Annotated in this window: 11 protein-coding genes; 1 reads left to right on the forward strand and 10 read right to left on the reverse strand. The window is 36.1% G+C overall.

Annotated features, from left to right (window positions below; all coding sequences use genetic code 11):
• Positions 1–41: 41 nt before the first annotated feature.
• Positions 42–2,174, reverse strand: a complete 2,133-nt coding sequence (locus J7E16_RS01290; RefSeq protein ID WP_214887809.1) for a PBP1A family penicillin-binding protein — start codon at positions 2,172–2,174, stop codon at positions 42–44.
• A 492-nt stretch (positions 2,175–2,666) separates the two neighbouring features.
• Between J7E16_RS01290 and J7E16_RS01295 the strand changes: the two genes are divergently transcribed.
• On the forward strand, positions 2,667–4,004 hold the full coding sequence (locus J7E16_RS01295; protein WP_214887812.1) for a hemolysin family protein: 1,338 nt from the start codon (positions 2,667–2,669) through the stop codon (positions 4,002–4,004).
• A 94-nt stretch (positions 4,005–4,098) separates the two neighbouring features.
• On the opposite strand, the gene J7E16_RS01300 is transcribed toward J7E16_RS01295, so the two are convergent.
• From J7E16_RS01300 to J7E16_RS01340, 9 genes are all read right to left on the reverse strand, one after another.
• Complete coding sequence (locus J7E16_RS01300; protein ID WP_251006011.1) at positions 4,099–5,049, reverse strand: DHH family phosphoesterase; 951 nt, start codon at positions 5,047–5,049, stop codon at positions 4,099–4,101.
• A 12-nt stretch (positions 5,050–5,061) separates the two neighbouring features.
• Positions 5,062–6,393, reverse strand: a complete 1,332-nt coding sequence (locus tag J7E16_RS01305) for a DRTGG domain-containing protein (protein ID WP_214887815.1) — start codon at positions 6,391–6,393, stop codon at positions 5,062–5,064.
• Between the two features lie 15 nt (positions 6,394–6,408).
• Entirely contained in the window at positions 6,409–7,098 is a 690-nt protein-coding gene (locus tag J7E16_RS01310; RefSeq protein WP_214887818.1) for a metal-dependent hydrolase, read from the reverse strand.
• 102 nt (positions 7,099–7,200) lie between these two features.
• Entirely contained in the window at positions 7,201–8,334 is a 1,134-nt protein-coding gene (gene dinB / locus J7E16_RS01315) for a DNA polymerase IV (RefSeq protein WP_214887821.1), read from the reverse strand.
• Positions 8,335–8,506: 172 nt separating this feature from the next.
• Positions 8,507–9,418: a metal ABC transporter permease gene (locus J7E16_RS01320; protein ID WP_034547978.1), complete on the reverse strand. Its 912-nt coding sequence runs from the start codon at positions 9,416–9,418 to the stop codon at positions 8,507–8,509.
• Positions 9,419–9,420: 2 nt separating this feature from the next.
• The gene (locus J7E16_RS01325; protein ID WP_214887824.1) at positions 9,421–10,332 is read right to left on the reverse strand and encodes a metal ABC transporter permease; all 912 of its coding nucleotides are present in this window, start codon (positions 10,330–10,332) and stop codon (positions 9,421–9,423) included.
• Positions 10,333–11,103, reverse strand: a complete 771-nt coding sequence (locus J7E16_RS01330) for a metal ABC transporter ATP-binding protein (protein WP_214887827.1) — start codon at positions 11,101–11,103, stop codon at positions 10,333–10,335.
• 26 nt (positions 11,104–11,129) lie between these two features.
• Entirely contained in the window at positions 11,130–12,062 is a 933-nt protein-coding gene (locus J7E16_RS01335) for a metal ABC transporter solute-binding protein, Zn/Mn family (protein WP_214887831.1), read from the reverse strand.
• A gap of 14 nt (positions 12,063–12,076) precedes the next feature.
• Complete coding sequence (locus J7E16_RS01340; RefSeq protein ID WP_214887834.1) at positions 12,077–12,724, reverse strand: metal-dependent transcriptional regulator; 648 nt, start codon at positions 12,722–12,724, stop codon at positions 12,077–12,079.
• Positions 12,725–12,773 lie beyond the last annotated feature (49 nt).

The following is a 12,773-nucleotide window of genomic DNA, read 5'->3' on the forward strand; positions in this document are numbered from 1 at the left end:
TTATTCTTGCCTGAATTATTAGAATTTTTCTGTTGTGGTACTCAATTTGTAAATCCATCCAATAAACTTCCAACCTTATCCTTCAAAATATCTGATCCTTCTTTGACCTTCCCACCTATTGAATCAACTGTATCTTTTATTTCTTGCTTCCAATCATTAGAACCTGTTGCATTCTCTTCTTCTGCAGCGACAATTTTTTCAGCACTTTCTGTATTAAAAGCTGTTGATTCTGTGTATGGTAGAATGTTTTCCATTTGTAGTTTAAACAATGGACCTACACCTGTAGAGCTGCCTGTCGCCATATAATGTTCCTCGTCTGTCGGATCAAATCCCATCCAAGTTGCAATCACGATATCAGGTGTGTAACCGACTGTCCATTGATCCGTTGTACCGCCTTTGTCATTAAAGGATACTTCGGTACTCCCAGTTTTACCAGCTATTGTGTAACCTGATGGATCATTGTTTCGTGCTGTTCCATTTGAAAATACTCCCATCAGCATACTAGTCATTTGATCTGCCACTTCTGGCGTAGTAACTTTGTTCTTTTCAGGCTCAGTATTATCAACAATCACTGCGCCTGTAGCATCAACGATTTTAGTAATAAAGTGCCCCTCACTCATGAATCCTTCGTTTGCAAACGTTGTGTAAGCACTCGCCATCATGAGTGGCGATACACCTTTACTCAAACCTCCTAATGCCAACCCTAAGTAGCCATCCCCTTCAGGGCCCTCAACAAGAGGTATACCGAATTCTTCAACTTTTTCAAATCCATTATCTAGTCCAATTTCATCTAGAAGCCATACCGCAGAGGTGTTTTTGCTTTCTGCCAATGCTTGATACATAGGAACTTCGCCTTCATACTGATCATCAACATTTTCAGGAGTATAATTATCCTCACCATATGAAAGCGGCTCATCAACAAGCATCGAATCAATCGTATAACCTTGTTCCAAAGCCTCGGTGTATACGGCTAAAGGTTTCATAATAGAGCCTGGCTGTCTAACAGTTTGAGTAGCGTAATTGAAACCTCTAAATGTGTGCTCTTTCCGTCCTCCATAAATTGCAAAAACGCCGCCCGTCTCTGGGTCTAAGGCAACAGAACCACTTTCTAGAAGTGTTGCATCTGATGCGTCTTGGAATAGATAATCATTTTCATAGGTTGTATCCATTGCTTGTTGATAATCTTGATTTAATGAAGTATAAATTTTATATCCTTTATTTAAAACTTCTTCTTCACTCAAACCGTATGTGTAGATTGCTTCATTTACTACCGCATCGAAGTAAGAAGGGTATTGATACCCTTCTCTGTCCGAATAAGTATCTACTAATATCAACCCTTTAGCTTTTAATGCATTAACTTCTTCTTGGGTCACAATTTCATTTGTTGCCATTAGATCCAAGACTGTATTTCTTCGAGAAATAGCATCGTCGTAATTATCGATAGGATTATAATTTGTAGGTGCTTTTAACATTCCAGCTATTGTTGACGCCTCTGATAGAGTAATATCTACTGCGGACTTTCCAAAATATTTTTGAGAAGCATCTTCCACACCCCATACTCCATTTCCAAAGTAGGAATTATTAAGGTACATTTCTAAAATTTCATCTTTTGTATAAACTTTTTCGATTTCGATAGCCAAAAATAGTTCCTTCAATTTTCGAATAACAGTTTGATCTAGCGTTAAATAAGCATTCTTAGCTAACTGTTGGGTAATTGTGCTCCCGCCCCCAACAATATTCCCACCATTAATAACATATCCAACAGCTGCTCTTGCAATACCGATCGGATCGAATCCTGAGTGTTTATAAAAACGTTTATCTTCAGTTGAAATAACAGCTTGTTCGATTGATCCGGATATCTCTTCAATTGAAACGAACGTTCCTTTTTGTGAATAAAGTGTCCCAGCCTCTTCGTCGTTAACATCATAGATCGTCGTTGTTTGTTCCAAACCTGCTTTTAGTGTAGAAACATTTGCTGTTTTTGCTAAAAACAATAAATACGCACTTGCAACTAAAGCTATAGTCAACATAGCCAAAATGATTAGTTTATTGACATGGTACCTTTTCCAAAATCTTTGCCGTTTTTGATGGAACTTTATTAAATAGGGTTTAGCCCATTTCCAAAATATAAGCAGAATTTTTTTTATCTTAGTTAAAAAAGAGGATTCATCCATTCGCATTCATTCCTTAATAATATTTTTTTAAATTGACCATTATTTTACCTAGTGTAGCAAAAAAATAATGAAGACACATCCTACTTAGGTAGGACATGCCCGAGATCAATTAGTTTGAAAGTAGACAATTTAATCAGTTTTTATACTTTTTTCTTTATCATTTTACCATATTGATGTAGAGTAAAGTTAAAGACTTTATTAAAATAAAAAATGGAATTTTAATGTTTAATACAAGTTTTATACATTAAGGATGAGGTGAGACCTTGGGACAGAAAATAAAATATGGGTATTGATCTATCAAAAGAATAGTTTAGTCTATAAAGCTATTTCTTTTGGTCTTTTTCAGCCTTGTATTCCCTCTCATCCTGAGGATATTACTGTTTGGCCACTGAAATAATCTTTGTATAATCAACAATTATTAGCACATATCATTTAGAAACTATATTATAAGGAGGTGAAGTCTACGTTACCTTATTCAACGTAGACAACAATTTGTCAATTATAACCGGAATTATTGTATTCTTTATTATTTTATTTCTTGCGTCACTATTCGTGATGTCAGAATTTGTACTGGTTCGTATCCGCCCGTCAAGGCTGGATTACTTGATTGAGAATGGCAATAAAAAAGCGATTTTATTAAAAGAAATGACTCAAAAATTAGATACTTATCTCTCAGCTACCCAATTAGGTGTGACGATAACTTCATTAGCTATTGGTTGGTTAGGAGATCCTACCTTTGGTCGCTTATTTAAACTTATGTTTTCATCTTTTGCTATCCCCTCTTCTGTCTCAACGGTTGCTTCAATTATTTTATCTTTTACCATTTTAACTACTCTTCAAGTTATTATTGGGGAATTGGTACCTAAAAATATCGCAATCAATAAAACAGAACAAATCGGGCTATTCATTGCTAAACCACTACAGATGTGGTATCGCATCATGTATCCTCTAGTTTATATATTGAACCGTACTGCAAATGGTGTTTCACGCCGAATCGGTATGAAAAATATCAGTGAACCTGAAGAAGGTGTCTCTGAAGAAGAACTGCGCATCATCATGGGTGAAAGCCTAAAAAGTGGTGAGATCAATCGTGATGAATACCAATTTGTAGAAAATGTATTTGCATTTGACGATCGAATGAGTCGCGAAATCATGGTACCTCGTACGGAAATGGTGACCGTATCAACGTCAATGACCCTAAGAGAAATAGCGCAATTGGTTAGTAAAGAACGCTTTACACGTTATCCAGTAATCAAAGATGGCGATAAGGATATTGTCTTAGGCATCATAAATACAAAAGAAATTTTTGCCGTCTATGTAGATGCCGTAGAAGCGAAGCTATCTGAGACATTTAGCTTTGCAGAATACATTAGACCCATTATTTCAGTTATTGAAACGATCCCTATCAAGGAACTTTTAGTGAAAATGCAAAAAGAACGCAATCAAATAGCCGTTCTTGTAGATGAATATGGTGGAACTAGCGGTATTATTTCAATGGAAGATATTGTAGAAGAAATCGTCGGAGATATTAGCGATGATTATGAAGTTGTTGGTGAACCAGAAATCAAAAAAATTGGCGACCATCATTACCGCGTGAGTGCAAGAATGTTGATCGATGATGTAAATGACATTTTTGGTCTTTCTATTGAAGAAGAAGATGCCGATACCATCGGTGGTTGGATGATGAACCAAAAATACGATATTTCTATCGGTGAAGAACTAACCTATAATAATCACGGATTTATCGTTATCACAGCTGGAAATGGAACACTTGAAGTCATTGATATTATAAAGAAAACGCCACAAGTTGCTACGAATGAAATAGATTGATTTATTTTCAAATAGACAAAAGAGCACAGCNNGCTGTGCTCTTTTGTCTATTTTATAGCTAACAATCTTTCTCATTACTATCTTTTAGCCTTCTTTAGCGTTGTTCAGCTACTTGGATCAATTGTTGGATAATTTGATTCACTTCATGTAAATCTTTTGCATTGGCTCCACTCGCTAGCGGATGCCCGCCGCCATCATGTTCTTTAGCTACCTCATTTATAATAGGCCCTTTAGATCGCAATCGGCAACGATAATGACCATCAGGCTGTTCGACAAATATGCCCCACAAAACAATTTCTCCTAATGCACTAGGTAAAGAAACAATTGCAGAAGTTTCAGAATCTGTTACCCCAAATTGTTCCATAATAGCTTTAGTAAGAACAACTATTCCTACACCAGAGGGATGGATATCTATATTTTGTAAAACATACCCTGATAACTGTGCTACTTTTTGCGACATCTCGGTCATCTTACGATTGATTTCATCAGGCTTAAAAGAAAATTCCATTAAATCAGCAACGATCCGCATGGTTTTAGGTGTAGTAGCTGGGTATAAAAATCGGCCAGTATCTCCTACTATACCTGCATACAATAATTTAGCAGCTCTAGTTGTCATTTTTAATTCTTCTTTATGATAAAAACAAAAATCTGCAATTATTTCACTTGAACTACTAGCATTCGTATTCACTAATACAATATCCCCATAAGCATCATCATTTGGATGGTGGTCTATTTTAACTAATATCTTTCCTTTACTATAACGCTCATCACTAATACGGGGTGTATTAGCTGTGTCCATCACGATCACTAAAGCTTCTTGATAGGACTCGTTTGGAATATCATCCATTTCAGCTAAGTAGCCTAAATCACCTACTGGACCACCTGCTTTTAAAACGTTTTTAGTTGGAAAACTAGCTTTTATAATTTCTGATAATCCACCTTGAGATCCAAGAGCGTCTGGATCAGGATTTTTATGTCTATGAATAATAATCGTTTCCGATTCTTTAATTGCCTCAAGTATTTGATTGTATAATTTTATAACCATTCTCTCTCTCCTTTAGGTTTTTTGCATCAACTGGCAGGCTACTGTTGCTTTCGCTACTAAAACAGTATCTGTGTAAACTTCAATATCCAATTTTGCAGTCCTTCTGCCTATTTCAAAGACACGAGGCCTGATTTCTATTTCACTTCCAAGTTGAACTAATTTCAAATAATATAGATTCATTTGTTCAAGTATAGCGTTCTTTTTTTGAAAAACCACTAACGTATTCTTTGTCACAGTAGTGATAACTTCACTCAATAATCCAAATGAAAGTGTTCCAACATCATCGGTCATCTGTGGGGTTACTTTAAATTTATAATAAGGAATGTCAGAACAATCAGATTTTGAAGAAAGTGCTGAAACCTCTATATTTTCATTGATTTGATCAGACAACGTATCCCCCATCTGTGGTTGATGTTGAGAGGATTGCATAGATTTCATGACATCCTGCCTTGAAACAATCCCCATAAGTGTTAAATCGTCTTCAACGATAGGAATAACTTCTAAACCATCCCAAATCATCAAGTGTCCAACACTTGCCACACTCATATGCGTTTTTGCAAATGTAGGATTTTTTGTCATTACACGTTCAATACTGACATGGTCTTGCTTACCAATAATATCTCTAGCCGTAACCATCCCTATCAAACGATTCTTTTTATTTACTACTGGAAAGCGTGTATGCTGGCTCTGATCATTTAGCTTACGGTAATCTAAAACTAATTGATTAGCCGTTAAATAAAGTGTTTGATCAGCTTTTGTATAAATATCATCCACAAGCATAATTTCTTTTTTGATCAGTTGATCTGTGATTGCTCTGTTGATCAATGTCGCTACAGTAAAAGAATCATACGTTGTACTTAATACAGGCATTTTTAATTTATCTGCTAATAAAATAATTTCTTCGTTTGTCTTAAAACCACCAGTGATCAAGACTGCAGCACCGTATTCAAGAGCTAGTTTTTGTGCGTTTTCGCGATTCCCTACGATCATCAAAGAACCTGGTGTGATATAACGAACCATTGCTTCCTCGGTCATGGCCCCAATAATAAACTTACTTAGATCTTTATCTAATCCTTCTTTACCGCCCAAGATATCGCCATCTATGATCTTCACGACTTCTCCATAAGTCAACGTTTCAAACGTTTCTTTTATTTTACGTTCAATACGAATGGTCCCAACTCTTTGGATTGTTGAAACTAACCCGTTTGTTTCGGCCTCTTTAATAGCTCGATAAGCCGTTCCTTCACTCACACTTAAATTTTTTGCGATCGATCGAACTGAAATTTTTTCTCCAACCGGTAACGTTTCAATATATGCTATGATTTGGTCATGTTTTGTAGCCATTCTCTTACCTCCATACTACACATAAGATACATCGAATACCTCTCCTACTTTTAATAATAGCCCCTGATTTTCCGGTAAACTGATACAAAATTCTTCAGCATTCTGTTTAATTAACGGGAATGTATCATAATGAATGGGAACAACTTTTTTTGCTTGAACGTAGCTTGCAGCACTAGTTGCATCTTCTGGTCCCATAGTAAAATTATCGCCGATCGGCAAAAAGGCTACGTCTATCATCTTATAAGCTCCAATTAACTTCATATCAGTAAACAAAGCTGTATCCCCTGCGTGGTAAATCGTTTGTCCATCTACACTAAAGACGATTCCAGCAGCAAGTCCCAAGGTAAGGGCTTCTCCTTCTATCTCATAAGTAGAACCATGGATAGCTTGTGTCATTTTGACTTCACCAAAATCAAATTGATGTTTTCCACCCATCTGCATACCATGCGTTTTAAAACCTCTTCGTTTAAAAAAAGTCGCGATTTCTACGTTCGCAACAATTAATGCTCCTGTTCTTTTTGCAATAGGTTCTGTGTCCCCTATGTGATCATTATGTGCGTGTGTCAAAAATATCACATCTGCTTTAACAGTATTAGGATCTAAATCACTTTTAGGATTTCCAGTAATAAAAGGATCAATCAAAATAGTAACTCCTGAATTTGTCTGTATTTGTACACAAGACTGTCCGTGCCAAGAAATCTTCATATTTTTGTTCCCCTTTCATCATTAACTACAAGTTAACAGCAGATAATTTTATTATACAGTTGAGAAAAAGAGATTGCAATTGGTGTTGTTATATAACAACAGTCAATAACTAATCTCTTTATCCCATAATGGTAAGACGATATTTTCGTAGGACAATGGATCCAAATTGGTTACTGTAATGCCTAATAATCGTATACCTCTGTCCATTATTCCAATTTCATCCCAAAGATTCTGAGCATGAAAAAAGATTTCTTCGCCATCTTTAACATAATTGGGTAATGTTAGACGCTTCGTCACCGTTTCAAAATTAGAATACCGCACTTTTAATACAACCGTTTTACCGTGCTTTTGATTTTTTTGGAGCGATAGTTGGACTTTATTTGCAATAAATCTTAATTCACTTAAAATTTCTTGTACTGTTGTTAGATTTTTCCCATAAGTCAGCTCTCTGCCAACCGATTTTCTCTCACGACTTACTTGGACCGGGGAATTATCTATTCCTCTAACTTTACGGTAAAGAGAATATCCCATTCTTTTGAACCCTTGAATCAGTTCCATTTCATTTTTTTGATACAAGTCTTCTCCTGTATAAATAGCTGCTTCATGCATTTTCTCAACCGTCTTTTTCCCTACTCCATAAAATTTTTCAATGGGCAGCTCTCGTAAAAAAGCTAAGGCCTTATCAGGAGGGATAACCGTTATTCCAGCAGGTTTATGGTAATCAGAAGCCAGCTTAGCGATGAATTTATTATATGATACTCCAGCTGAACTAGTTAATTGTATTTCTTGCCAGATATCTCTTTGAATGAGTTTAGCGATACGCGTTGCACTTGCTATTTTTTTTTTATTCTCCGTAACATCTAGGTAAGCCTCATCTAGAGAGAGAGGTTCAATTATATCCGTATATCTCTCGAATATTGCACGGACTTCTGCTGATACTTCTCGATACAATTCATAATGACCAGAAATAAAATTCCCATGCGGACATAATTCAAAGGCTTTTTGAGCACTCATTGCAGAATGAACACCAAATTTACGAGCCTCATAATTTGCTGTCGCGACAACTCCTTTTCCACCTGTTTCTTTTGGATGTCGCGCAATGATCACAGGTTTTCCTTTTAGATCAGGATTCTCTCGTTCTTCTACTGAGGCAAAAAAAGCGTCCATGTCAATGTGTATGATTTTCCTCGTTGTGTCTCTTTTTGGTTCATCAAATCTTACTACACCAATGTCCATCCCTTTCACCTCCTCCAATCCATTATAAGGGAACACACATTCTGAATCAAGATTTCTAATCAATAAGGTATAAATAGCGCACGTCTTGAATCTTTTATTAGAACACATATTAAACTAACGATTTGAATATAAAGAAGGAGCTGAAGTAATTTCCTCAGCTCCTTGAATTTTTTTAGTTTAAATTATTTTCCAACGCTTTTTTCAATATTTTTTGCTGCCTTTTTTTACGATGCATTTCATTAATAAGTCCATTTTTTGGAGAAAAAACAAAAATCACTGCAAATGTTAAACCAGTAGTGACTGCAATCATACCAGCTATGGAGACGTCAAAGTACATCGATAATTGAAAACCAATCAAACTATTAAAAGCTCCTAAAGCAGCACTGATTCCCAACATGTAACTTAGTCGATTTGTTAAAAGGTACGCTGAGACTGGCGGTCCTACCATGAAGGCTACTACCAATATTGATCCAACTGCCTCAAATGCTCCTACTGCTGTGACGGATACTAAAGACATTAATGCATAATGTAGTAAAATAGGCGAAAAACCTAACGATGCTGCCAATAAAGAATCAAATGAAGTCAGTTTGAGTTCTTTGTAAAAGAATCCAATGAACAAAAGTAGTATAACAAGTATGATAGACATTGAATACACAGCCTGCGGACCAATATCGATCCCAAATAGAATCAATCGGTCAAAAGGAGCAAATGCTAATTCTCCCAATAACACTGAATCTGTATCTAAATGCACATCACCCGCATACCGAGTAATCAAAATGATAGCTATACTAAACAATAAAGGAAAAATAATCCCAATAGAAGCATCTTTATCCAGTAATTTTGTTTGATGGATCAATTCAGTTAACCACACAGTAAGAATCCCTACAAATGCAGCACCTAAAATCAGGAACGGCGAATTTAAATCTTGGGTAATAAAGAAAGCTACGACGATCCCCAACAAAATCGTATGAGTGATGGCATCTGCCATCATGGCCATCCCGCGTATCACCAGAAAGACACCTGGTAATGCACAAGCTACAGCAACTAAAACTGCAATGAGCTGTATTTCAAAAACAGGGTTCATACTTATCCGCCTTTCTTTAATTGCATCGCAAATTCTTTTTCACGTCGTTTATTTTTAACTACTTTCCAAATGATCCCTCTATTTGGGGAGAACAAAATACTGACTAGCACAATCAAGCTGATCACTAATACAATTGTTGGGCCCGTTGGAATTTGTTGGCCTAATGAACTGATCATCGTTCCGATGATCCCGGAAAGAGAACCAAATAATGCTGCCAATCCGACCATGATTGATAAATGATTAGTCCATTGTCTAGCGGCTACAGCTGGTCCAATCAAAAGAGAACTCATTAAGATAACTCCTACTGATTGTAACCCCATTACGATAACGATCACCGTTAGTGTGGCTAAAAGACTATTCAACCAATAGACCGGTAGTCCAATACTTGTAGCAAATGTTTGATCGAAAGCCATTAGTTTGAATTCTTTCCAAAATGCACCTACTAGGATCAACAGTACAACTCCTGCTAAGAACATAATTCTCACATCACGCTCTAAAAGAGTCGACGATTGCCCAAAAATAAAACTTTCTAAACCAGCTTGATTAGAGTTTGGACTTTTTTGGATAAAGGTCAGCAAGACTAAACCAAGCCCAAAGAAAATTGCCGTGGTCAGCGCTAGTGCACTGTCAAATTTAACTTTAGAGTGTTTGACAATCACCATGATCAACCAAGTAGCAAGTAAGCCTGAAATAAGCGCCCCGAGTAAAAGAATTTCCATTTGTTTGTTTGAGGTAAGGATAAATGCCAAACAGATTCCTGGCAAAGCTGCATGACTCACTGCATCGCCAAGTAAACTCTGTTTGCGTAAAACAGTAAAACTTCCAATAACACCGCTTAATAGACCTAAAATACTCGAACCAAACACGACTACTTGAAAAGTATAATCAAAGAAAAGAGTCTTTAGTACATCCATTTACTCTTCCTCCCATGGTTTTGTTTGATTTTGGCGGTAAGTTTTAGCAATCAATTTTTTAGTAAAAGTTGTTTCAACTGGTCCACTTCCAATCAATTCACGATTAATTAAAATAACTTCATCAAAGTATTCTGGAACAGTTTGTAAATCATGGTGGACAACGACTATTGTCTTTCCCTCTATTTTCAATTCCTTTAATAATTGAATAATAATTTTTTCGGTTTGGGCATCCACACCTTGAAAAGGTTCGTCCATCAAGTAAATTTCTGCTTCTTGAACCAGTGCACGAGCTAAAAATACCCGCTGTCTTTGTCCACCCGATAATTGACTGATTTGTTTATGTTTGAAATCCGCCATACCTACTTTTACAAGCATCTCATTTGCTAAGGCTTTATCTTTCTTCTTGGGCCTTTTAAACCATCCTAAGTGACCATATCTTCCCATTACAACCACATCTAAAACAGTTGTTGGGAAATCCCAATCTACACTTCCATTTTGAGGTACATACGCAACTAAATTTTTATTTTTCCCATACTTTTCATCTGTTGTCTGCTCAAAAGTAAAATCTACTTTACCAGCAACGGGTTTGATCAAATTGATCAAAGATTTGATCAATGTCGATTTACCCGCCCCATTCGGTCCAACGATTGCGGTCAATGTACCTTTAGGAATATCAACTGAAATATTCCACAAAACCGGCTGTGCTTCATACGCTACCGTTAATTGATTTAAACGTATTGCAGTTGTTTTTTCTATTCGCTCGATCTCCATACATTATGCACTCCAGTCTCTTTGTTTTATTTCAATGCATCTACAATAGTATCTACATTAGATCTCACTGTTTTTATATAAGTTTCGGTGTCATTTTCTTGATCTCCTAAAGAATCAGAATAAAGCTCTCCACCAATTTCAACATCAAAACCTTTTGCTTTAGTAGCCGCCTGTAAGGATTCTATGGTCCTTGTTGGAACAGAAGACTCAATAAAAATAGCTTTTATACCATTCTCTACAATAAAATCTGCTAATTGGCTAATATCGCCTGTACCAGCTTCAGCTTTTGTATTTAATCCTTGAAGTCCAATGACGTTAAAACCATACCCTTTACCAAAGTAACTAAAAGCATCATGAGCTGTTACTAATATCCGATCTTCTTCTGGTATTTCATTTACACGATTGGTTACATATTGATTTAATTCTTCTAATTCAAGCAAATAACTTTCTACATTTGACTGATAACTCAATTTATTTTCAGGATCAGCAGCGATCAATCCCTTAGATACTTCTATAGCTGCTTTTTTCCATAGCTCTACATCAAACCAAATATGTGGATCAATCGATTTACTGTTTTCTCCAGTAGAAATAACATCATTTTCATTCAAACCATTTTCTAATGCTATAACAATTTTTTTCTGTTTTTCAAGTCCTTGGAATATTTCACCCATTTTCCCTTCAAGTTCTAGTCCACTATAGGCTACTACATCTGCAGATTGCATAAAAATAACATCTCTTGCGCTTGCTTTATATAAATGAGGATCTACCCCTGAAGACATCAGTCCGTTTACATCGACATGTTCGCCACCTATTTCTTTCAATAAATCAGTTAGCATAGTCGTAGTCGCTACAACTTGCAATTTTTCCGAAGCCTGATCCGAGCTAAAATTATAACAACCGACTAAAAAAATTAGTGCAATAAACAATGATCCAAAAAAAATGCGCTTAGTTGTTTTCATCTTTCTCCTACTTTCTATACTGGTTCAATAAAAATATTTTCAGCTGCTTTGTAACTAACTACAAGTTGTTTGCCTTCTGTTTCGAGGGTTATAGGTCCTTCATACGCGCCTATATCAATAATCTTAAATACGTCACCTATATCAACCTCTAAGGATGCTAAATAATCGAGCAGCTCTTTCTCATCAGTTACTCTTTTAATTTTCACTACATCATAAACTTGTTTATCTGCTAAAGTCGGAAGTATCTTTTCATAAACAATTTCTTTTTCAGTTGGGATCATTCCTCCATGAGGACAAACTGTTGGAAAATCTAAGTACTTATCTAAGTGCCTCGCTAATTCAATAGAAGTAACATGCTCCAATACTTCAGCTTCTTGGTGGACCTCATTCCATGCGTAGCCCAAATGATTTACTAAAAAGACTTCCCAAAGTCGATGTTTCCGTACTAATGTGCTTGCTTTTTGGAGTCCCTCTTCGGTCAAATGAATTCCATGATAAGGAATATGTTTAACAAATCCCTCTTTTAATAACTTAGTGATCATTTCGCTTACAGAAGCTGCAGATACTTTAAGTCCTGAAACAAGCTGTTTATTTGTTACTTTTTTAGTTGTTCCACCAAGCTCATAAATCATTTTCAAGTAATCTTCTTTATTTGGCGTCATAATTTTCCCCTACCTTTTTTTAGGCTAACCTAACTTATGTTAAAAGTAT

The sequence above is a fragment of the Carnobacterium sp. ISL-102 genome, assembly GCF_018612935.1.
Classification (GTDB): Bacteria; Bacillota; Bacilli; order Lactobacillales; family Carnobacteriaceae; genus Carnobacterium_B; species Carnobacterium_B alterfunditum.